At 39.4% G+C, this 19,783-nt stretch carries 22 protein-coding genes, 2 tRNA genes and 1 pseudogene; 14 read left to right on the top strand and 11 right to left on the bottom strand.

Translation table 11 applies throughout. The annotated features are described in order from the left end of the window. Positions 1 to 86 precede the first annotated feature (86 nt). Both POD11_RS10530 and POD11_RS10525 read left to right on the top strand, forming a co-directional pair. Complete coding sequence (locus POD11_RS10530; protein WP_262457141.1) at positions 87 to 644, top strand: NAD(P)H-dependent oxidoreductase; 558 nt, start codon at positions 87 to 89, stop codon at positions 642 to 644. Between the two features lie 163 nt (positions 645 to 807). Then, complete coding sequence (locus POD11_RS10525) at positions 808 to 1,266, top strand: hypothetical protein (protein WP_262457140.1); 459 nt, start codon at positions 808 to 810, stop codon at positions 1,264 to 1,266. Positions 1,267 to 1,339: 73 nt separating this feature from the next. Here the strand turns inward: POD11_RS10525 and POD11_RS10520 are convergent. After that, positions 1,340 to 1,429: transfer RNA gene (locus POD11_RS10520), tRNA-Ser, on the bottom strand. 118 nt (positions 1,430 to 1,547) lie between these two features. Between POD11_RS10520 and POD11_RS10515 the strand changes: the two genes are divergently transcribed. Then, positions 1,548 to 3,425, top strand: coding sequence for a potassium transporter Kup (locus tag POD11_RS10515; RefSeq protein ID WP_016142833.1), 1,878 nt, complete (start codon positions 1,548 to 1,550; stop codon positions 3,423 to 3,425). Between the two features lie 55 nt (positions 3,426 to 3,480). Here POD11_RS10515 and POD11_RS10510 read toward each other — a convergent pair whose 3' ends face one another. Then, positions 3,481 to 3,924 carry a hypothetical protein gene (locus tag POD11_RS10510; protein ID WP_262457139.1) on the bottom strand — a complete coding sequence of 148 codons (444 nt, stop codon included), beginning with the start codon at positions 3,922 to 3,924 and terminating at the stop codon, positions 3,481 to 3,483. A 255-nt stretch (positions 3,925 to 4,179) separates the two neighbouring features. Here POD11_RS10510 and POD11_RS10505 point away from each other — a divergent pair, with 255 nt between their 5' ends. The 3 genes from POD11_RS10505 (at position 4,180) to POD11_RS10495 (ending at position 6,244) form a co-directional block, all read left to right on the top strand. After that, entirely contained in the window at positions 4,180 to 5,259 is a 1,080-nt protein-coding gene (locus tag POD11_RS10505) for a DNA/RNA non-specific endonuclease (protein ID WP_239975259.1), read from the top strand. A gap of 97 nt (positions 5,260 to 5,356) precedes the next feature. After that, positions 5,357 to 5,956, top strand: coding sequence for a LysE family translocator (locus POD11_RS10500; protein WP_239967026.1), 600 nt, complete (start codon positions 5,357 to 5,359; stop codon positions 5,954 to 5,956). 45 nt (positions 5,957 to 6,001) lie between these two features. Then, the gene (locus POD11_RS10495) at positions 6,002 to 6,244 is read left to right on the top strand and encodes a hypothetical protein (RefSeq protein ID WP_000476055.1); all 243 of its coding nucleotides are present in this window, start codon (positions 6,002 to 6,004) and stop codon (positions 6,242 to 6,244) included. A gap of 217 nt (positions 6,245 to 6,461) precedes the next feature. Here the strand turns inward: POD11_RS10495 and aqpZ are convergent, their stop codons facing one another. Next, complete coding sequence (gene aqpZ / locus POD11_RS10490; RefSeq protein ID WP_005300839.1) at positions 6,462 to 7,151, bottom strand: aquaporin Z; 690 nt, start codon at positions 7,149 to 7,151, stop codon at positions 6,462 to 6,464. A 132-nt stretch (positions 7,152 to 7,283) separates the two neighbouring features. Beyond that, on the bottom strand, positions 7,284 to 8,288 hold the full coding sequence (locus POD11_RS10485) for an AraC family transcriptional regulator (protein ID WP_192454598.1): 1,005 nt from the start codon (positions 8,286 to 8,288) through the stop codon (positions 7,284 to 7,286). Positions 8,289 to 8,395: 107 nt separating this feature from the next. Between POD11_RS10485 and POD11_RS10480 the strand changes: the two genes are divergently transcribed. Next, positions 8,396 to 9,034, top strand: coding sequence for a hypothetical protein (locus POD11_RS10480; protein ID WP_262457138.1), 639 nt, complete (start codon positions 8,396 to 8,398; stop codon positions 9,032 to 9,034). Positions 9,035 to 9,074: 40 nt separating this feature from the next. Here the strand turns inward: POD11_RS10480 and hisF are convergent, their stop codons facing one another. Next, positions 9,075 to 9,833, bottom strand: a complete 759-nt coding sequence (hisF, locus tag POD11_RS10475) for an imidazole glycerol phosphate synthase subunit HisF (protein ID WP_000880078.1) — start codon at positions 9,831 to 9,833, stop codon at positions 9,075 to 9,077. Positions 9,834 to 9,945: 112 nt separating this feature from the next. Between hisF and POD11_RS10470 the strand changes: the two genes are divergently transcribed. Genes POD11_RS10470 through POD11_RS10460 form a run of 3 tightly spaced genes read left to right on the top strand, consistent with a single transcriptional unit; the run spans position 9,946 to position 11,968 of the window. Next, complete coding sequence (locus POD11_RS10470) at positions 9,946 to 10,896, top strand: homoserine kinase (protein WP_224992085.1); 951 nt, start codon at positions 9,946 to 9,948, stop codon at positions 10,894 to 10,896. 10 nt (positions 10,897 to 10,906) lie between these two features. After that, positions 10,907 to 11,536, top strand: a complete 630-nt coding sequence (locus tag POD11_RS10465) for a DUF1294 domain-containing protein (protein WP_125508013.1) — start codon at positions 10,907 to 10,909, stop codon at positions 11,534 to 11,536. 36 nt (positions 11,537 to 11,572) lie between these two features. After that, positions 11,573 to 11,968 (top strand): DUF4870 family protein, encoded by a 396-nt coding sequence (locus POD11_RS10460; protein WP_016142843.1) that lies wholly within the window; start codon positions 11,573 to 11,575, stop codon positions 11,966 to 11,968. A 33-nt stretch (positions 11,969 to 12,001) separates the two neighbouring features. Here the strand turns inward: POD11_RS10460 and POD11_RS10455 are convergent, their stop codons facing one another. Then, entirely contained in the window at positions 12,002 to 12,904 is a 903-nt protein-coding gene (locus tag POD11_RS10455) for a DMT family transporter (protein ID WP_262457137.1), read from the bottom strand. A 99-nt stretch (positions 12,905 to 13,003) separates the two neighbouring features. Here POD11_RS10455 and POD11_RS10450 point away from each other — a divergent pair, with 99 nt between their 5' ends. Both POD11_RS10450 and POD11_RS10445 read left to right on the top strand, forming a co-directional pair. After that, the gene (locus tag POD11_RS10450) at positions 13,004 to 13,555 is read left to right on the top strand and encodes a helix-turn-helix domain-containing protein (RefSeq protein ID WP_016142845.1); all 552 of its coding nucleotides are present in this window, start codon (positions 13,004 to 13,006) and stop codon (positions 13,553 to 13,555) included. 154 nt (positions 13,556 to 13,709) lie between these two features. Continuing rightward, positions 13,710 to 15,400: pseudogene (locus POD11_RS10445) on the top strand (ATP-binding cassette domain-containing protein). A gap of 53 nt (positions 15,401 to 15,453) precedes the next feature. On the opposite strand, the gene hisA reads toward POD11_RS10445, so the two are convergent. From hisA to hisB, 5 genes are all read right to left on the bottom strand, one after another. After that, positions 15,454 to 16,185, bottom strand: coding sequence for a 1-(5-phosphoribosyl)-5-[(5-phosphoribosylamino)methylideneamino]imidazole-4-carboxamide isomerase (hisA, locus tag POD11_RS10440; protein ID WP_000905538.1), 732 nt, complete (start codon positions 16,183 to 16,185; stop codon positions 15,454 to 15,456). A 94-nt stretch (positions 16,186 to 16,279) separates the two neighbouring features. Continuing rightward, the gene (locus POD11_RS10435; RefSeq protein WP_262457135.1) at positions 16,280 to 16,921 is read right to left on the bottom strand and encodes a 3'-5' exonuclease; all 642 of its coding nucleotides are present in this window, start codon (positions 16,919 to 16,921) and stop codon (positions 16,280 to 16,282) included. Positions 16,922 to 17,007: 86 nt separating this feature from the next. Beyond that, positions 17,008 to 17,556, bottom strand: a complete 549-nt coding sequence (locus tag POD11_RS10430) for a DUF805 domain-containing protein (RefSeq protein WP_262457134.1) — start codon at positions 17,554 to 17,556, stop codon at positions 17,008 to 17,010. A gap of 151 nt (positions 17,557 to 17,707) precedes the next feature. Then, the gene (gene hisH, locus POD11_RS10425; protein WP_262457133.1) at positions 17,708 to 18,325 is read right to left on the bottom strand and encodes an imidazole glycerol phosphate synthase subunit HisH; all 618 of its coding nucleotides are present in this window, start codon (positions 18,323 to 18,325) and stop codon (positions 17,708 to 17,710) included. After that, a complete protein-coding gene (hisB, locus tag POD11_RS10420; protein ID WP_002116767.1) occupies positions 18,325 to 18,918 on the bottom strand; it encodes an imidazoleglycerol-phosphate dehydratase HisB in 594 nt (197 codons plus the stop codon). Before hisB ends, hisH begins: the two co-directional genes overlap by 1 nt. A 102-nt stretch (positions 18,919 to 19,020) precedes the next feature. On the opposite strand from hisB, the gene POD11_RS10415 reads away from it, so the two are divergent. Both POD11_RS10415 and POD11_RS10410 read left to right on the top strand, forming a co-directional pair. Beyond that, a complete protein-coding gene (locus POD11_RS10415; protein WP_016142849.1) occupies positions 19,021 to 19,404 on the top strand; it encodes a GNAT family N-acetyltransferase in 384 nt (127 codons plus the stop codon). A gap of 106 nt (positions 19,405 to 19,510) precedes the next feature. Further along, a tRNA-Phe gene (locus tag POD11_RS10410) sits at positions 19,511 to 19,586 on the top strand. Positions 19,587 to 19,783: the final 197 nt, after the last annotated feature.

Genomic DNA, 19,783 nt, shown 5'->3' with positions numbered 1-19,783 from the left:
GTATATAACATAAATTACCGTACTTATATTTAGGAAAGCACACTTCTATAATCGATTTATCTACTTTTCGATAGAGTGTTTTCATAATGAAAAAGACATTAGTCATCGTTACCCATCCTCACATAGACCAGTCTGTTGTAAATAAAAGATGGATTGAGGAGTTAGAAAAACACCCAGACCAATTTACGGTTCACCAAATTTATGAAGCCTACCCATACGGGGTGATTGATGTTGCCAAAGAGCAAGCGCTTGTAGAAGAACACGAAAATTTAGTGTTTCAATTTCCCGTGTATTGGTTTAACTGTCCACCGCTTTTGAAACAATGGCTTGATGAAGTTTTAACGTATGGTTGGGCTTATGGTTCAACTGGCGATAAACTCAAAAATAAGAAGTTTATGCTAGCGGTGTCTGCGGGTGCTCAAGAAAAGGTTTATTCAGAAAGTGGCGAATATCAAATTTCTTTAGAGAAGGTTTTTATTCCATTTGAACTAACAGCTTTATATGTTGGAGCGGTCTATCAACCACTTCATGCATTTTATGGTTTAGATACTAATCCATCAGAAGATGACGATGTTCCGACTCAGCAAGACATAGAAAATAATGCGATTGAGTATGTTAAGAAGTTGTTGGCATTGTCTGAGTAGGTTTGTAAGCAAGAAGGCCTAAGCAAGTAAGTTTGGGTCTTTAATAATTTCACTTCTAACAGAGAGGATTGATATTTTAGGTAAGAATAGTAGAGTAGATTTTTAATATATTATTTTAGTTATTTATTTAACATGGCATTTTAAAAATTAGAAAGGAAGCCAAATGCTAAAGTATAGAATTTTTATAACTATCGGACTATTTATTGTTGGACTGTGTTTATTTGCAGCTTTTAAATCATACGAGAAAAAGGCTAACGTTGAAAAAGAACAGGCAAGTCGAGTTGCTATTTCCTTTTTTGATTCACTTTCTAATGGAAACGCAGCTACAGCATATAAATATGTTTGGTCAAGCGAGAACTTAAATATTCGAAATACTGAAATACCCCAAATTTATAAAGATTCAAAAGTTCTAGAAGTACTAAAAGTTCGTTACGACTCAGCAAAAAATAGACCTGCTTACTATCAACAATTTTATAAAATGATTTCACTCGCCATAAAGATAAAAACAGTTCATGCGGATCTTGCTGGTAACCCTGCGGGAACCTATATTGTGTTTGTAACTGTTGTAAAAAAGGATCCGAAATCTAATTGGCTCGTTACTGAGCTGGGCAGTGGAGCTTAATTGGGATAATAAAATATTTAGCCAATAAAAAAGCCTAAACCCTTTAAGTTTAAGCTTCTTTAAATTTCAATTCTGGCGGTGAGAGAGGGATTCGAACCCTCGATACGCGCAAACGTATACACACTTTCCAGGCGTGCTCCTTAAGCCACTCGGACACCTCACCAAGGCGTGCGATAGTAACCAAAAAAACGAGTTCTGCCAAGATTTAAGACGAGCATTACAGAAAAAAAATAATAGAGGTGATAAGATTGCGCTAAAAATCATATTGGTTTAATTACACAATGCAAAATACGGCCAAAAAAGCGACCTTGCCTGCCACGGCTTTGGCAGCTCTTGGAGTGGTCTTTGGAGACATCGGAACAAGTCCGCTCTATGCCTTGAAAGAATCCTTCCATGCAGCGCATGGGTTGGGTATTCAGCCTGAAAACGTATTAGGAATTTTATCCATTATTTTTTGGTGCTTAATGCTGATCATCAGCATCAAGTATGTCGCCATTGTCATGCGTGCAGACAACAATGGCGAAGGCGGGATCATGGCCTTACTCGCATTGAATTTACGTAAAGCCAAAATTGCCGACAACAAAAAAATCTACATGATTGCCATTGGTTTTATCGGTGCATCGCTGTTTTTTGGTGACGGTATTATTACCCCAGCCATTTCGGTATTGTCAGCCGTTGAAGGCTTGTCTATTGCCACCGATGTGTTTGACCCGTTCATCATGCCGATTGCGATTACCATTATCATCTCTTTGTTTTTGGTGCAAAAACACGGTACGGCCTTTGTCGGTAAGTTTTTTGGCCCAATCACGATGGTATGGTTCTTATCTTTAGGATTATTAGGTCTTCACAGCGTCATTCAGACCCCTGTTGTGTTGGGCATGTTTAGTCCACATTGGGCAATTCAGTTTATCTATCACCATCCAATCATGACTTTCTTTGTGATGGGTGCTGTGGTGTTAACAGTAACTGGTGGTGAAGCACTTTATGCCGATATGGGACATTTCGGACCAGTTCCGATTCGTCTGGCTTGGTTCTTTGTGGTGTTGCCGTGTTTGGTTTTAAACTACGCGGGACAGGGTGCTTTATTGCTTAGAGACCCAGCGGCAATTGAAAACCCGTTCTATTTATTGGTTCCGCAGTGGGCACTTTACCCAATGATTATTATGGCAACCATGGCAACTGTAATTGCCTCTCAAGCCGTAATTTCTGGGGTGTTTTCACTTGCACGTCAAGCGATTCAATTGGGTTATTTGCCACGTTTAAGTATTAAACATACCTCTGAGTCTGAAGAAGGTCAGATCTATGTTCCTTTCTTAAACTGGTTGCTTTTAATCGCAATTATTATCTTAATTTTAATCTTCAAAACCAGCTCAAACTTGGCAAGTGCATACGGTCTCGCGGTAACCTTGACCATGCTGTGTGACACGATTTTAGTTGCTGTATTTATCTACTCGGCTTGGAAATGGAGCTTACCAAAAGTACTACTTTTGATTATTCCATTCTTTGTTTTAGAGTCGGTATTAGTCGGTGCAACTTCACTTAAAATCTTGTCTGGCGGTTGGGTGCCATTATTGATTGGTGCCATTGCAGTTACTATTTTAATGACATGGAAACGTGGTCGTGAGCTTACTTTTGCTAAGCTTGAACACGATACTTTGTCGCTCGATTTATTTGTAAAAAGTATTGGTAATAGCGTGCACTGGGTGCCGGGCGATGCAGTGTTTATGACGGGTACGCCAAACGTTGTACCGCATGCCATGCTGCATAACATCAAGCACAACAAAGTATTGCATCAACGCAATATCTTGGTGACGGTTGTTATTGAAGATGTACCGTTCGTTGCGCCAGAAGAGCGTATTACGACTGAAACGTTAGCTGAACATTTCTTCCGTATTAAAATTTTCTACGGTTTTAAAGATGAAATGAATGTGCCAAAAGCACTTATGCAAGCCTATGAACAGTTAGGTCTTGAATATGACTTGATGCATATCAGCTTCTTTATTTCGCGCGACCGTATTGTTCATTCGGTGGGGGATGGCATGTCTCCATGGAGAGAAAAATTATTTATCTCTATGCAACGTAATACCAGTCCGGTGAGCGACTTCTATCAAATTCCAACCAACCGTGTGGTTGAGTTAGGTAGTCAAATCGAAATATAAAAATTGATGTAATAAAAAAACCAAGACATAAGTCTTGGTTTTTTTATGGCTCTGATTATTGAGCTTGTTGCATAGGTGCATCTGCTGGTAAAGCACCATCTTTTGCCATCGGGTCTGCCGACTGACTTGGATCTGCCGGAGGCGGTGGCGTGTTCGGATCTTGTGGCGCTGAAGGCGCTTGGTTCGGTGCAGGTGGCACTGCATCAGTTGGTGCTGCTGGAGGAGCCATTTCACCGCCTGTTGGAGGTGCTGGTGGAACGTCTGCCGGAATAGGAGCACCTGTAGGCGCTGCATTTGTTGGTGCAGCAGAAACTTGCTGTACTTGTCCGCTATTGACTAAATCGCTAATAGAGCCTGGTTGGCCATTTACGGTTGTGGTTACTTTTACTTTAGACAAACTTTCTAAAGTATCTCCTGGCTGGACTGCTGGCTCAGCCAAAGCGGCCATACTACATAATCCCGTGATTACGCCAATACCAATAATCTTTGAATGGATCATTAAGTGGACTCCGATTATATTTTTATCCAAATTTGTGGAGCTAACCATGTCATAAGCCATAAGTGCATTTCAACGAAAGATACGCAATTGGCGCAATTCAATAGCCAAAGGCTCTCATAATTCCAACAGATTGTTACGTAATGGGTAATGGAGTTACAAAAAAGATGACCATGTTTTAACCGTTTGAAAGATAAGAGATATACTTAAAAAAGCAGGATTGTTAAGCTGCGTGTGGACAGTGGTATTGATAGAAACATGGCAAGTAAAAAACGTAGTAAAGGTACAAATTCGTTCTCTATAAGTCAGCATTTTGGCAAGATTATTCTTGCTTGTATTGCGGCTGGAAGTTTTGCGATTGCTTTTGGTAGTGAAAAGATTTCGCAGTGGTTTTCACCTTTAACGACTAACTCGACTTGTCTTAATCAGTTCTATCGTGAAGTTCCACCCGCTTTAAATAAAGAAAGCCTAAAAAAAGACAGCTATCCACTGTGTTTTAATGGTTTTAATGTTTTGTATTCAGGCATTTCTAAAACGCCGTTGTGGTCGGCTGAGCATTTAAATGCAGAACGTTTAAGTGTCAAAATTAAGCGTGAAGATAACTTCCATGAAGAAACCCGTGTTGCTCAAAGGCATCGGGCACTGTTAAGTGATTATCGTGGTTCAGGCTATGACCGTGGGCATATGGCACCAAATGGTGATATGCCAAATAAAGAATCACAATCTGATAGTTTCTCGCTCAGCAACATGGTTCCGCAAGCCCCTAAAAATAACCAAGAAGTATGGCGTAAGCTCGAAGAAGCGACCCGTGCTATTGCGACTAAGCAAAAACAAGATGTGTATGTAGTGACAGGTCCTGTTTTTGAAGGCAAACGACTTAAGACCATTGGGCAGGGTGTCATTGTTCCTACCGCAGTTTATAAAGCGGTGTATATGCCAAAAACTGGCGCGATCGGGGCTTATTACGCGCCTAACAATAATTCTCTGCAAGTGAAAGTGGTGAGTGTTTGCTACCTTGAGGAACGCTTAGGCGTTAACCTGTTCCCGCAGTTAACTGAGCAACAAAAACGTAATGTCTATCGCTTACCTTTAACAGCGAGCCAAGTTAAGCCAAATCAAAAGCTCGACTATTTACACTGGGACGGTGAAAGCCAGTGTGAGCAGGACTTAAACGCTGACCAAATTAAAGCGCTACAAGACCAATTTAAAAAGCAAAAAACTGGATCTTCGGAGCCAATGGAAGCAAAAGTTCCAACAATTGATGAAGAAACGAGAAAAGCTATTGTGAAACAGCTGGTAGAAGCGTTGGTAAACTACTTCTTGCAAATAATGAAATAAGTAGCTTGGTTTATTGTTATTGCAACATCGTAATTAATTAAAATAGAATCCATAGACAGATCTGTCTATGGATTCTATTTTAATAAGGACAATAACAATGTTTGCCTCGATGTTTCTCTTTTCATTTGCAATGTCTATTACACCCGGTCCAGTAAATACCGTCATTTTATCAACCAGTTTAAATCATGGTTTAAAAAGATCACTTCCCTATATCTCAGGTGCCACGATTGGCTTTACTTTACTTTTAATTTTTATGGCATTTGGTCTTCAGAGTTTATTAACTCAGTTTCCTATTGTCTTAAAAATCCTTGCAGTTTGTGGAACGTTATTTGTTTGTTATATCGGCATAAAAATTATTCTTTCTGCCGCCAATATTTCAATTTCAAATGCTCCTGTAGAACAGATGATCATTCCTAATTTTAAAGATGGTTTCTTATTACAGTGGCTCAATCCCAAAGCTTGGTTGGCTTGTGTATCGGGCATTACCATGTTTACAAGCATTGAAAACCCGCAGTCATTGCCGATCTTCATTATTATTTATTTTTTCACTTGCTATGCATGTTTGTTCTTTTGGGGATTATGTGGTGATAAATTTTCAGTGGTACTCAATCAGGGTAACCGTTTGAAATATTTTAATATCTTGATGGGAGCATTCTTAATTTTATCGGCTCTTTTAATTTTGATTGATTTTTTTTAAATTGGTCGTATTACACTGTGAAGATATAACAACGAGACAAGACCTATGTTTAAGCCATTTGAAAAGGGTACAGAGTCTTCATCAATTGAAGATTTAACATTAGAAAATGATGTCGATTGCGTCAGCATTTATGGCAATTTGCAAATTACTAAAGATAAAGTCGGGTTAGAGCAGGCAAAGGCATTACAGAGCTTTTTAAATGATGTTGTTGCGGCTTTGGAAAAAGAAGAATTGCCTGAGAAAATTGAACGTCCGGCTGAACAAGAAATTAATAATCCGTTTTTATAATTTATGCATTCTATGTGTGATGCTTAATATAGTCGTACTGCCATACAGTCTTTAGTACCACGTTAGGTCTTATTGAGTTTGTATAGACATTTCTTACTTTTGAAAGACCAAAAGTAAGCAAAAGTCTTTTGTTGATCAGAGGGTACTTCCGTGTACCCCTGCTCAACAGGTGACATCCATGTCACCCACCGCGATAGCATATTGAGTCTAAGAAAAGTTAATCCTTCTCCCCAGCAACTACCTTATAAATAATCGCCCCAATCACAGCCCCTAAAATCGGCGCTACCCAGAACAACCACAACTGGCTTAAAGCAGCAGTTTCAGCAAAGAACGCAACACCTGTACTACGTGCAGGGTTCACCGAAGTGTTGGTTACTGGAATACTGATTAAGTGAATCAGTGTTAAGCCTAAACCAATCGCAATAGGAGCGAAGCCAGCAGGTGCGCGGCGGTCAGTTGCACCTAAAATAATGATTAAGAAGAAAGCTGTAAGAACGACTTCAATAATGAAAGCTGAACCTAAGCCAAACTTGTTTGGTGATAAATCACCGAAACCATTCGAAGCAAAACCACCAACACCGCTAAAGCCCGCTTGGCCTTGAGCAATAATGTAGAGAACAAATGCAGCAGCAGTCGCACCGACCACTTGAGCAACAATATAGGGAATTAAATCTTTAACATCGAAGCGGCCGCCGACCCAAAGGCCAACACTTACCGCGGGATTAAAATGTCCACCTGAGATATGCCCTAGAGCATAGGCGCCTGTCAGTACGGTTAAACCAAAGGCAAGGGCTACACCTGCAAAGCCAATACCAAGTTCAGGGAAAGCTGCGGCTAATACTGCGCTACCACAACCACCAAAGACTAGCCAAAACGTACCTAGAAATTCAGCAAAATATTTATTCATTCTGATTACTCATTTATTTAATCTATTTTAATTAATGTGAATTACGTCACATAAATTTAAAGCATGTGACTATATGAAATTTTTGTTTTCAGTGTTGTTTTAATCAAGAAAAGATTTGTAAGTTTTGGTTGGTTATTCTTTGTCTAAAAAATGATCCCTCCATTGCTGTGGTGTTTGATTGGTCCAATGCTTAAAAGCTCTTTGAAAAGCACTTTGTTCCGAGTAACAAAGCAGAAGAGCAATCTCTTGTAAACTTAAATGCGGGTCTTTTAGATACTCGGTTGCGAGCATAAAGCGCACTTGCTGAACACGTTCCTGAAAGGTGGTGTTTTGTTGTTGTAAGTGTCTTTGGAGCTGCCGCACGGACAGGCCTAATTGAGCAGCAATATATTCAATTTGATATTGATTTTTTTGTAGTCCAGTCAAAATTGAATGCTGTAAGCGCTGATCAAGTTGGGTCGAATTTGGTAATTGTTCTAACAGCGCTTGTGCTTGCTGAACCAATAACTGCTGTAGGGTGTGGTCGGCGCTGCTAAGCGGCTTATGAATTTCCGTAATTGGAATAAGCAACTCTGTACGCGGCTGGCTAAAACGAACGGGACATTGGAAGTATTGTTCATAAACCCTGATATTTTTTGGGGCAGCATTTAAGAAATGTACTTCATGTAAATGCACATCTTCATGAGACATAAAAAGACGTAAGAACTGAATCACCAGTGCAATTGCGATTTCATCGGTAAGCTGGGTAGGGTGTAGCTCAGTCGCTTCCCAGCGAATAGAACCATATCTTCCTTGTAGCTCAACGACTAAAGGGCTGCCGTCATAAATCAGACGATGAAAATCATGATAGCGAATTAGCGCTTCACCTAGGTTATCGCAAGAGAGTGCGAGGTAGGCAATAATCCCTAAGTGTTTGGGTTGCACGTATTTTGCAATTTCTAGACCTAATCCCGGCTTTGGGTCCAATTTATAAATGACTTCTAATAGGTCACGCCAAACGACGTAGTCAAAGCGTTCCAGATTTTGAATTTGTTCTAATTGTTCAGGAATAGCTAACTGATTGGCTTCACAGTAAGCCTTTAAAAGATGTCCCAGCCCTCCATATACTGAGCCTGTATAGTTTTTTAATTGTGGCATCTCAACCATCTCTTTCTTGTCGTGATTTGTCAATGAAACCATAAATTCTGGTCAATACCTAGCATAACGAATTTTATATTCTGAATAAAAGAAAAAGGAGTTAGGTGATGTTAAAAGGGTTTATTGCAGGAATTGCGGTTGCGAATGCTTTTGAATGGGTGGCGCATAAATACATTTTGCATGGTGTGCACCGTGCTGGAAAGCCACGCTATAGCCCAGTACCAAAAAGTATGGAATCTCATTGGGTACACCATCGTGAAGTCCGTAAACAACGATTTCACGATGATTGCTATGTGGAAGGCGTTGGCAACTGGCGAACTAAAAATGAGTTAATTTCACTGGCGGTCGTAGCAACCGTTTCAAGTGCAATTTTTTACCCGTTTTCAAAAGGTATGGCACTTGCAGCTTGGTACAGTGCTGGTAATTATTACTATATTCATCGCCGTGCACATTTAGAGCCTGACTGGGCAAAGCGTAAAATTCCGTGGCATTACGACCATCACATGAACTCTAATCAAGACGCCAATTGGTGTGTGACCAAGCCTTGGTTTGATTATGTAATGGGAACACGGGTGGTGTCTTCAGCAGATTTAAAAGAACAAAATCCTTTGGGAGTAAGGTTGCCTACAATACTTGCTAGACCATTGTCTCAAGCTGTAGAAAAAATCTTTCCTGCAAAATGGGTCGAGAAAAAAGAAAAACTAAAACCTCTTAGCGAAGTGAAAGAAATAGATGGTGCTGCATAAAAAATAAAGGGGCATATTGCCCCTTTAAATATAAATAAGCTTACAAGCGCATTTCGATGCCTTGTTCAGCCAAATATTGCTTAGCTTCTGGAATGGTATATTGACCAAAGTGGAAAATACTTGCTGCCAACACTGCATCGGCACCACCTTGTAAAATGCCGTCTGCAAGGTGTTGTAAGTTACCTACACCGCCTGAAGCAATCGTTGGAATGGTCACACGATCATTAATGGCACGCATTAAAGCAATATCGTAACCTGCTTTCGTACCATCGGCGTCCATACTGGTAATCAGTAATTCACCCGCACCGTAATCAGCCATTTTTACAGCCCATTCAATGGCATCAATACCTGTTGGTTTACGGCCACCATGAGTAAAGATTTCCCATTTGTTGTCGCCAGTTTTTTTGGCATCAATCGCAACTACAATACATTGTGCGCCAAAGTGTTGAGAAGCTTCTTGAACAAATTCAGGGTTAAATACGGCAGCTGAGTTAATACTCACTTTATCTGCGCCTGCATTTAATAGCGCACGAATATCTTCAACCTTACGTACGCCACCACCCACAGTTAATGGCACAAATACAGTCTCGGCCATACGTTCAACAGTACGGTAAGTGGTATCGCGTCCATGATGTGTAGCGGTAATGTCTAAGAAAGTAATTTCGTCTGCACCTTGTTCGTTATAGCGACGTGCCACTTCAACTGGGTCGCCCGCATCACGAATATCGAGGAATTGAACGCCTTTAACTACGCGTCCGTTATCAACGTCTAGGCAAGGAATAATACGTTTAGCAAGCATAGCTTTTTCCAAAAATAATCGCCGTTGGTGAAAGTTCCTACACAGGCGCTACACCTTCATGGAGGGAAGAGGTATTCTATCAAACTTCACAGATGTTTTTTGCAGGTTTTCCATGTCGGTTTATACCCCGTTGAGTTTAGATGAAGTTCGCGCCTTTGCTGCACCTTATGGATTAGAGGTGTTGGAGCTGAACCCAATTCAGGGAGGTATTCAAAACACCAATTATTTTTTGGTTGATGTAAACCGTAAACAATATGTACTCACCGTGTTTGAAGAGTTAGATGCACAAGGGGCAGGCGAACTCATTCCTGTTCTTGAGCAATTAGGTACTCATGATGTCCCTGTTGCTGTGCCGTTAAAACATAGCGGACAAGCAGTTCACGTGATTGCAGAAAAGCCTGCACAGATTGCTCCACGTCTCATGGGTCACCATCCCATGCAAACCACAGTAGCTCAGGTCGCAGCAATTGCTGATGCACAAGCGAAACTGCATGTGGCTTTGCAAGATTTCCCGCTTGAGCGTGAATATCGTCGTGATCATCAATATTGGACAGGTGTTGCAGAGCAGCTTAAACCAAATATGACTCAAGATGACCAAGCGTTACTTGAGCAGGTTTATCAAGCTTTTAATGCTAAAACAGCACAATACTCAAACCGACCAACAGGTTTTATTCACTCAGATTTGTTCCGTGACAATACTTTGTTTGAAGGCGAGCAACTACAAGGTATTTTAGATTTTTACGAGCTAAATCAAGACGAATTACTGTTTGATATTGCAATTACCATCAACGATTTTTGTACCGAATATCCAGCAGCGCATTTAAACTCTGACAAAGTGGCCGCTTACTTAGAGGCATACCAAAAAGTTCGTGCGCTGACTACCGATGAACTTGAGTGTTTAGATGTATTCTTGGCAATGGCGGCTTGCCGTTTTTGGTCAATGCGTTTGCAAGTTGCTCAAAAAAATAAAGAAGAAGGACGTACAGGCGATGACATCTTGCAAAAAGATCCGCAAGAAATGCGAGCAATGATGCAAGACCGTTTAAGTCATGTAAAAGGATAAAGGAAGAAAGATGCGAGATCAGGGGCGATTAGTCGAATGGTTCGACGAAAAAGGTTATGGCTTTATTCAGCCAGATGATGCTGAAAAAGAACGAGTCTTTTTGCATATTAAAGATTTTGCACGCCCCGGACCTCGGCCAATTATTGGCTGTGCACTGGAATATTTGGTTATTCTCGATGAACGAGGTCGCTTTCGTGCCCAGCAAGTCACTTATTTAAAAGCATCTCAAACTCGTAAAGCATCAAAGCCTGTAAAAACACAATCTTCTTTTCAAGCCAGTCCATGGTCTGCAATGCAAATGGGGATCGTGTTTTATTTCGTTTTAATGGGAATTATGAGCTTTATCCATATTTTACCCGCCTATACCTTATTGTTTGTTTTAATGATGAATGTGCTGAGTTATTGGCTATATTCACAAGACAAAGAAGCTGCACAATTGGGTAATCGCCGTGTGCCTGAGCAAACATTACACATTGTTAGCTTCTTAGGAGGTTGGCCTGCTGCATGGTGGGCACAACAAAAACTGAGACATAAAACACAAAAACAACCCTTTCGTAAGATTTATTTTTGTACCATATTCTTTCATTTACTTTTGATTTTGTGGCTAATTTCTCCCTTAAATGTGTTGCGGGGCTCATAAAAGTAAATTGTTTTATTAAACTTGAGAGGTATAAAAATGAATAGTTCTATCGACCAAGATCCAAATCGTACTTTAACACTTATTTTATATGTACTTTATATTGTCGCTATTTTTACAGGCGGCCTACTTGCGGTTATCGCTTTAATTATTAACTATGTAAAACGTTCCGATGTGCAAGGTTCAATTTTTGCGAGCCACTTTACATGGCAAATCAGAACATTCTGGTGGTATCTGGCTTGGAATATTATTGCCTTTCTGCCGTTTATTTTCCTGTTCTTTACAGGTGAAAATACTGATCTATTTGCAGGCGTTGCCGTTTCATCGACCGTGTTCTGTGTCGGCGTAATTGGTGCTGCGTGGATCTGGATTGTATATCGTGCAATTCGCGGCTTGATTGCTTTAAATGATAATCGCCCGATGTATCAACCTTAATAAATAAAAAAAGAGAGCTTAGCGCTCTCTTTTTTATTCTCGAATTCTTTTAGTTTTTTTAATGGGCAACTTAAGTTTTAACTCACTGACTAAAACACCTAAAACGACTAATGCTCCACCCAGAAGAGCAATAAGTGGTAAGCGCTCACCCGCAATTCGACCAATAATGCCTGCCCAAACAGGTTCTCCTGCATAGATAATTGCAGCACGTGAAGGATCAACCACACGTTGAGCCCAGTTCATCACAAATTGAATGAGTGCACTCGCTAAACCTAATGCAACCGCAATGAGTACAAGCGGCCATGAAAATGTAGGAATTGTATGTTCACCCACCACAGGCATAATTGCGAAAGAAAGTAGAGATGCCACACCAAGTTGAATGATCGTAACGCGACGTAAATTTACTTTTCCAGCAAAGTAGCTAATGAAAATAATTTCTAAAGCAATCGCAAACGACCCGAGCACTGTTAAAAGTTGCCCAAAACTTAATGTAATTTTCTCAAAACCATTGCCTGTCAATAACACAAGGCCGACAAAAGCAAGAGCAGCCCCTACCCAAGTCATAATGTGGGGAACTTTTCTAAAGATGAGCCACATTAAAATAGGAACAAGTGGAACATATAGCGCCGTTAAAAAAGCCGACTCACTACTTGGAATTGTTTGCAGACCAATCGTTTGTGTACCATAGCCTGCTGCAATAACAAGACCAATCGCACAACCTGCGCCTAAATCTTTTAAAGTGACACCTTTCATATTTTTTAATGAAATAAGAAGTAAAGTAAGAGCTGCTACCGCAAAGCGACAGCCCACAAAAAACATAGGCGACGAAAAATGCAGTGCATATTGCACCGTAAGAAATGTTCCACCCCAAATGATCGTAATCAAAATGAGTGCTAACTGGGGGGCTTTGCTTGAACTCAGGGAAATTGGTGACATACTTAAAATTATTAGAAATTGTGCAATATACTGCACATATTGCGCTATTCTTCTATTTTGTGCAATATATTGCTCATATTTTATTTACTACTTTATTCTATGAGCCAGTCGAGTACCGTTTTACAGCATGTCGGCACAAATATCCGTTCATTACGAGATGAGCGAGATTTAAGCCAACAGGACTTGGCCGATCAGGCAGGGGTAAGTAGACGAACCATTGCAGCTTTGGAAACAGGACAAGTTAATATTAGCTTGGCTAAACTCGATGCGATTGCAGTCGTGTTGGGTGTAGATTTTAGAACGATTGTGAGTGCTCCTGAGCATAAAGAACAAGTCTTAGTAAATGCACTCGCTTGGCAGGGGAGTAAAGATGAGAGTAATGCTACTCTATTAGCCTCAGTTCCATCTCATACTCAAGTTGAGCTTTGGACATGGTCATTGGCAGTAGGAGAGTCTTATGTTGCTGAAGCAGACCCGGAAGGATGGCAAGAGCTTATTTATGTATTAGAAGGCGAGTTGACCATACAATTTGCAGATAGTTCAAAAACTATTGCTGCTGGTTCTTCATTTATATATGCCAGTTCAGTAACTTATACTTATATTAATAGTGGTAACCAAGTCCTTAAGTTTATTCGTAATGTGGTGTATTGATTGATTAGACTTTAAGGTTTTATAAAAAAAAATTAAAAGTTTATCGGTGTAATTTTAAACAAAAAACACGGATAAGACTAAATAAGAGAAGTTATGATATTTCTTATGTAATGAAATTATTTTTAATTCGTTTTAATAGAAAAAAGATACTGAAATGAAGTTTTTATTAAGTTCACAAGATATTCAAAACTATAAATTTTTATGGCGGATTTCTAAAGAAAAATATAAGAAGCAGAAGGGGAGTATGTTTCTTATGTTTTTATTAGTAATGTTTACAGCATTCTTTACAACATTATTGCCATACTTATTAAAACTTATTATCGATTATTCTGCACAGGAATATGACTTTCCACTTGATGTTCGACTTCCATTTAATTTTTTATATCTGATCGCACTTGCTTATGCCGCAGCATGGTTAGTGAATGAGTTATGTAATTGGACAAAAAATATTTTTAGTGCTTATTTGATGGTAGATTTCAAAGGGGCACTAATTTTTGTAGGATTAAAAAATTACTTAAATCTCAAAAAAGATGAACAAGATCAAATTGAAACTGGAACCGTGATTAGTGATCTTGCAAGAGGAAGCTCTGCTTTTGGTGAGATTAATCTAACGTTACTTCTTCATTTAGGACCAATAGTTTTTCAATTGGTTATGATTTTTACAGTTTTGTTCACGACCATTAATTTACTTTTTAGTGTCAGTTTTTTATTGGTCGCTATAGTTATTTTTGTAGTTTCTTTTCATATAAATAAAACAAGTAGTTCACTATTCGATGCTATGTATCAACAGGATAATCAAGTAAATAGCCATTTGATACATCAGATCTCAAATTCTTATGAAATTAAAGTAAAAAATGCGGTACCTTTTCAATTATCAAAGTTTAATGACACACTAAATTCATATATCACAACCGCTAAAGATAGGAATAAGAAAATAGGGCTACTCATGATTTCCCAATTGTTCTTGATCTTTCTATTTTTACTCATTTTTATGTTATTTACAGTATTTCTTTCAACTGAAAAGCGTCTTACACCAGGTGCTTTTGTATTGATAAGTACTTATATTATTCAACTCACCAATCCCTTTCTGGCTGTTTCCCAAAGCCTTATGCGTTTAAATGGAAATTTTGTCGCCCTAGCAAAATATCGACAATATTTTAATCGTAATAAAGAGCAATATACGTATTCTGCTATTAAAGACTCCGAAATTCTCTTCCAATTTATAAATGCTCAATTCTTATTAGGAAAAAGAGCCGTAGATCATTTTAATTTAACAATATCAGCCAATAAAACATATGTCGTAATTGGTCAAACAGGGTTAGGTAAAACTTCCCTGATGAATTATTTAATGGGTGTGTATCAGATTCAATCAGGACAGCTTTTGTATAAAGGTGTTGATATTAGTCATCACTTTTCTAAGCATATTTTTGATGAAGTAGTCTATGTTGCACAGCAACCTGTTATTTTTCCTTATTCTTTAAGAGAGAATTTGGTCTATAACTCACAGTATATATATGAAGATTCTTACTTACTTCAAATGCTTGAGCAGTTTAATTTATTACATATTCTGAAAAAGCATCAACTCACACTCGATGATGATCTAACTGAAATTATAAAAATTTTTCAGGAGGAGAAAAGCAAAGAATTTGTATTCTTCGTGGTCTTTTGGCTCGTCCTCAACTCATGATTTTAGATGAACCGACAGCGGCTTTAGACGTAGACACTGCCAAAAATATACTTAAATATATTCAGCAAGTCGTTCCCTCCGTAATCATGATTACACATTCCCCTTATGCAATGGAACTTGCGGATGAGGTTATTGATTTAGAAAAGTTATTAAGTTAAAGATTATCAAAATAAAAAAGAGCCTAAACCGGCTCTTTTTTACATCTTAAAAATTAAAGACGGTTTTCATCTAGCAACAGCTGAGCTTCACGAAGGTTTAAAGTACCTTCATAAATTGCACGACCTGTGATTGCACCTAAAATGCCCGGTTGGCCTTTTAAGTTGCGAACGTCATCAAGGTTAGTTACACCACCTGAAGCAATCACGGGTAAGCCTGAGTATTGAGCCAAGTTTACAGTTTGCTCAACATTTACGCCTTGCATCATGCCGTCACGAGCAATGTCTGTATAAACAATGCTAGACACGCCTGCATCTGCAAAGCGTTTTGCTAAGTCAGTTGCTTTCACATCAGTAACGTTTGCCCAGCCGTCAGTTGCAACCATACCATTCATGGCATCAATACCAACGATGATATGACCAGCAAAACGCTTACAAGCTTCTTCTACAAATTCAGGCTCTTGAACTGCTTTTGTCCCGATAATGACAAAAGTCACGCCAGCTTCTAAATAGTGTTCGATAGTTTCTAATGAACGAATACCACCACCAATTTGAATTGGTAATTCTGGTTGAGCTTTAGCAATTGCTTCAACAACAGGCTTATGAATTGGGGTACCTGCGAAAGCGCCATTCAAATCAACCAAATGCAAACGACGTGCGCCTTCATTTACCCAATGCTGGGCAGTTGCAACCGGATCGTCAGAGAAAACGGTATCGTCTTCCATACGCCCTTGTTTTAAACGCACACATTTACCATCTTTCAGGTCAATTGCTGGAATGATTAGCATGCTTCCGCTCCTTGCTTCATCATGATTATGAAATTGTGCACATCTTAGCAAAGTATTGATCAATCGCTAAGCCTTAGAAAAGACTTTTATAACTTTACGTTTGAAGTGCGGTTTGAATGGTTTGTGAAATATGAACGGGCAATAGATTTTGTTTTCTGAGTGCTTCAAATACCAATAATGCAGCATACGCATCCGCGGCGGCGTAATTGATTTGCTGTGATGTGAGTGGTTTTCGTGCCCAATTTGAAGTTCCGACTTTCTTCGACTTTGCAAGGTACTGCCCAAATAACAAGGCTACTGCTTTTTGTAAGCCCATTTGCTGTTTAAAACCAAAGTGATTAAAGCCTTTAGCAAGGTCGACACAACTTTCTAGCTCTATACCTTTTTTATGAAAAATGTGCTTATCATTTTTAAGGCCAAAGCCGACTTTAATTTGTTTTTGGCTCGACAAGATGGGCTGCAAGAATTTTAAAGTTGATGAATTAACATGAAATAAATAGGCCTTTTGTGTTGTAGCAAGTTGAATCAAATGTGGACCAGTTGAGATTTCGCCCACTTGAAATGTAGGCTTGGACTCGGAATCAAATCCTAAAAAAGTAGCTGCTTTTAATTCTTCTTTAATACTTTTGCATTGTTCGCTATTTTCAATCACCACAATATTCTGGTGGTTAAGATTTTCAAAAGGAGGGAGCTGCTGAATAGAGGCTTTATCAAGGAGGGCAAAGGCTTCGGACATATTTAACAGCGTACAAATGAATTGGGCTATTCACTTTATATATGAATAAAGCCTAGAGGACTAGGCTTTATGACTGTCTTTAAAAATTATTCAGACTGAGATGGGCTACCGATCACAATACTTTCGCTTTTCTCGACATAACCTTCATAGGTAGGAGCCATGATTGTGGCAACAATAGCAAAAATTACTGCAAGTGGAATAAGCGCAATATAAATCCAGCCTAAAACACGTTCCCAGCTTGGTGTTGGACGCTTGGGTCCATAATCATTAGGGCCTTCAGTTCCTTTGGCACAGAATAAATAAACCGCAAAGCCAATATTCACAACGGGTACGAGCATGAGTAAAGATAACCAACCTGTATTATTACGGTCATGCAAACGGCGAATAATCAGGATAAAAGAAAAATAGAAGTACGCGATATAAAGAACGACCAATAAGATCATACCGATAACAATCGCTGAATTACTACTACCTCCAACCACCATACCAGATGTCATGCCAACCACGAACAAAGCAATCATTAGTATAAGAGTGTAAAGCAGTGACCAAGCAGCGTAAGAGAGTCGCCCAAAACGTCCATTTGCGTTAAAGGGCGAATCTTGTTGAAGGGGTTGATTTTCAAAAGGTGAATTCATTTTGTTTTTCCTGATCATTTGGTTTTATTTAAAAGTATAAATATTCAATATCTTGTTGGATAAAATATCATTCTATAAATGATTAGTTGTTATTATAAATAAAAAAAAATCAGGCCATCTCAACCTGATCTTTTTTAGTTTTTAAATCAGATTAAATATTCCATTCCACAAAGTTTTTCAGTAACTGCAAACCAGCAGTGTGACTTTTCTCTGGGTGGAATTGAGTCGCGAATAAATTATCTTTGTGAATGGCTGTGCAGAAATTCAAGCCGTAGTCACATGTTGCAGCTACTACGCTTTCATCTTTAGGTTCGACATAGTAGCTATGTACAAAGTAAAAACGAGCATCTTGTTCAATGTTGTTCCACATTGGATGGCTCGGGTCCAGTTGGTGAACCTGATTCCAGCCCATATGCGGCACTTTTAAACCTTCCATTTGAGGAAAGTGTTTTACCACACCATCAAAAATACCAAGCGCGTCTACACCGCCATTTTCTTCTGAGCTTTGTAGTAGTGCTTGCATGCCTACACAAATCGCCAGAACTGGCTTATTAAAAGCAGCTTGACGTACGACTTCATCAATACCTGCTTCACGCATGCCTTGCATACAGTCACGCATTGCACCAACACCCGGAAAAACAATTTTGTCGGCTTGTGCAATTAGTTTTGGATCATTGGTCACATCGACTGTAGCGCCCACATGCTCAAGTGCTTTAGCTGCTGAGTGTAGATTGCCCATGCCATAATCAAGTAACGCGATACGTGTCATTAGAGGCTACCTTTTGTCGATGCAATCGTGTTCTCTGCACGTGGATCAACTTCACATGCCATACGTAAAGCACGAGCAAGTGCTTTAAAAACACTTTCGATTTGGTGGTGGCTATTTTTACCTTTTAAGTTGTCGATGTGTAAGGTCATAAGCGCATGGTTTACGAAACCTTGGAAAAACTCAGAAAATAAATCCACATCAAATGTACCGATGCGTGCACGGGTAAATGGAATATCCATAAATAATCCCGGACGGCCAGATAAATCGACAACTACGCGAGATAAAGCTTCGTCTAATGGTGCATAAAAATGACCATAGCGTTTTAAACCTTTTTTATCACCTAAAGCTTGCGCAAAAGCTTGTCCAAGCGTGATACCACAGTCTTCTACAGTGTGGTGATCATCAATCTCGAGGTCTCCATCACAATGAATATCGATATCAAATAAGCCATGTCGCTTGATTTGATCAATCATATGGTCTAAAAATGGAACTCCGGTGTTTAGTGTGCCTTGACCAGTACCGTCGAGATTTAAACGAACTCGAATTTTGGTTTCATTGGTATTTCTAACCACTTCACTGATACGTTGCGTCATGGACACGTTCCTCAAAAAACGTCAAAAATGATTGGATGTTAACGACAATTTCGCTGTGACGAATTCGTGACAGCATCATAGTTTGCTCAGGAGGGTTAATCAATGCCTATTACCGTACATGCTTATAGTTCTCTAGATAATTCAGAGATCCGCGATCAGCTTGAGCGTTTGTATGATACAAGTCCGGAGTTTGGTGACGGGCACGATGCGATTGAACAACTTGAACAAGATTTACAACAGTATACCACGCTATACACTGCCGAATTTAACACCAAAATTATAGGTGCAATTTGGTCTTCAGGACAAGGTGAAAGCAAGGTTCTTGAATACATTGTTGTGCATCCTGCTAACCGTGGTCGTGGGGTAGCTGAGCGCTTAGTTGAAGAAGCTTGTCGTATGGAAGAGTCAAAAGGTGTTAAAACTTTTGAACCAGGATGCGGCGCGATTCATCGTTGCTTGGCGCATATTGGTAAATTACATCACTAAGAGCCTCTATTTCTATGTGGCTGTGATTTAAAAATAATCACTTGTTACAAAAAACACGGAAGTTGCTTGACGTCTTCTTATAAACATTGTTTAATACGCCCACTTCGGCGTGATAGCTCAGTAGGTAGAGCAACGGATTGAAAATCCGTGTGTCCCCAGTTCGATCCTGGGTCTCGCCACCATTATTTGTGTTTTCAATCCCTGATCCCATCAGGGATTTTTTTTAAGTATAAAAAATACTCATTTAAATCAGAAACTCAGGATAATAGTTGACTATTGTTCTGAGATACGGCTTAATACAGGCCATCGGCGTGATAGCTCAGTAGGTAGAGCAACGGATTGAAAATCCGTGTGTCCCCAGTTCGATCCTGGGTCTCGC

Source organism: Acinetobacter sp. P1(2023) (assembly GCF_028367635.1).
Taxonomy (GTDB): domain Bacteria; phylum Pseudomonadota; class Gammaproteobacteria; order Pseudomonadales; family Moraxellaceae; genus Acinetobacter; species Acinetobacter pittii_E.
The sequence above is the reverse complement of the archived record's forward strand: the minus strand, read 5'-3'. Positions and strand labels throughout refer to the sequence as shown.

Bases quoted from the DNA above. Each gene is read 5' to 3' on its own strand.
- POD11_RS10530 (WP_262457141.1), top strand. From the start codon at position 87: ATGAAAAAGACATTAGTCATCGTTACCCATCCTCACATAGACCAGTCT.
- POD11_RS10525 (WP_262457140.1), top strand. From the start codon at position 808: ATGCTAAAGTATAGAATTTTTATAACTATCGGACTATTTATTGTTGGA.
- POD11_RS10515 (WP_016142833.1), top strand. From the start codon at position 1,548: ATGCAAAATACGGCCAAAAAAGCGACCTTGCCTGCCACGGCTTTGGCA.
- POD11_RS10510 (WP_262457139.1), bottom strand. From the start codon at position 3,924: ATGATCCATTCAAAGATTATTGGTATTGGCGTAATCACGGGATTATGT.
- POD11_RS10505 (WP_239975259.1), top strand. From the start codon at position 4,180: ATGGCAAGTAAAAAACGTAGTAAAGGTACAAATTCGTTCTCTATAAGT.
- POD11_RS10500 (WP_239967026.1), top strand. From the start codon at position 5,357: ATGTTTGCCTCGATGTTTCTCTTTTCATTTGCAATGTCTATTACACCC.
- POD11_RS10495 (WP_000476055.1), top strand. From the start codon at position 6,002: ATGTTTAAGCCATTTGAAAAGGGTACAGAGTCTTCATCAATTGAAGAT.
- aqpZ (WP_005300839.1), bottom strand. From the start codon at position 7,151: ATGAATAAATATTTTGCTGAATTTCTAGGTACGTTTTGGCTAGTCTTT.
- POD11_RS10485 (WP_192454598.1), bottom strand. From the start codon at position 8,288: ATGCCACAATTAAAAAACTATACAGGCTCAGTATATGGAGGGCTGGGA.
- POD11_RS10480 (WP_262457138.1), top strand. From the start codon at position 8,396: ATGTTAAAAGGGTTTATTGCAGGAATTGCGGTTGCGAATGCTTTTGAA.
- hisF (WP_000880078.1), bottom strand. From the start codon at position 9,833: ATGCTTGCTAAACGTATTATTCCTTGCCTAGACGTTGATAACGGACGC.
- POD11_RS10470 (WP_224992085.1), top strand. From the start codon at position 9,946: ATGTCGGTTTATACCCCGTTGAGTTTAGATGAAGTTCGCGCCTTTGCT.
- POD11_RS10465 (WP_125508013.1), top strand. From the start codon at position 10,907: ATGCGAGATCAGGGGCGATTAGTCGAATGGTTCGACGAAAAAGGTTAT.
- POD11_RS10460 (WP_016142843.1), top strand. From the start codon at position 11,573: ATGAATAGTTCTATCGACCAAGATCCAAATCGTACTTTAACACTTATT.
- POD11_RS10455 (WP_262457137.1), bottom strand. From the start codon at position 12,904: ATGTCACCAATTTCCCTGAGTTCAAGCAAAGCCCCCCAGTTAGCACTC.
- POD11_RS10450 (WP_016142845.1), top strand. From the start codon at position 13,004: ATGAGCCAGTCGAGTACCGTTTTACAGCATGTCGGCACAAATATCCGT.
- hisA (WP_000905538.1), bottom strand. From the start codon at position 16,185: ATGCTAATCATTCCAGCAATTGACCTGAAAGATGGTAAATGTGTGCGT.
- POD11_RS10435 (WP_262457135.1), bottom strand. From the start codon at position 16,921: ATGTCCGAAGCCTTTGCCCTCCTTGATAAAGCCTCTATTCAGCAGCTC.
- POD11_RS10430 (WP_262457134.1), bottom strand. From the start codon at position 17,556: ATGAATTCACCTTTTGAAAATCAACCCCTTCAACAAGATTCGCCCTTT.
- hisH (WP_262457133.1), bottom strand. From the start codon at position 18,325: ATGACACGTATCGCGTTACTTGATTATGGCATGGGCAATCTACACTCA.
- hisB (WP_002116767.1), bottom strand. From the start codon at position 18,918: ATGACGCAACGTATCAGTGAAGTGGTTAGAAATACCAATGAAACCAAA.
- POD11_RS10415 (WP_016142849.1), top strand. From the start codon at position 19,021: ATGCCTATTACCGTACATGCTTATAGTTCTCTAGATAATTCAGAGATC.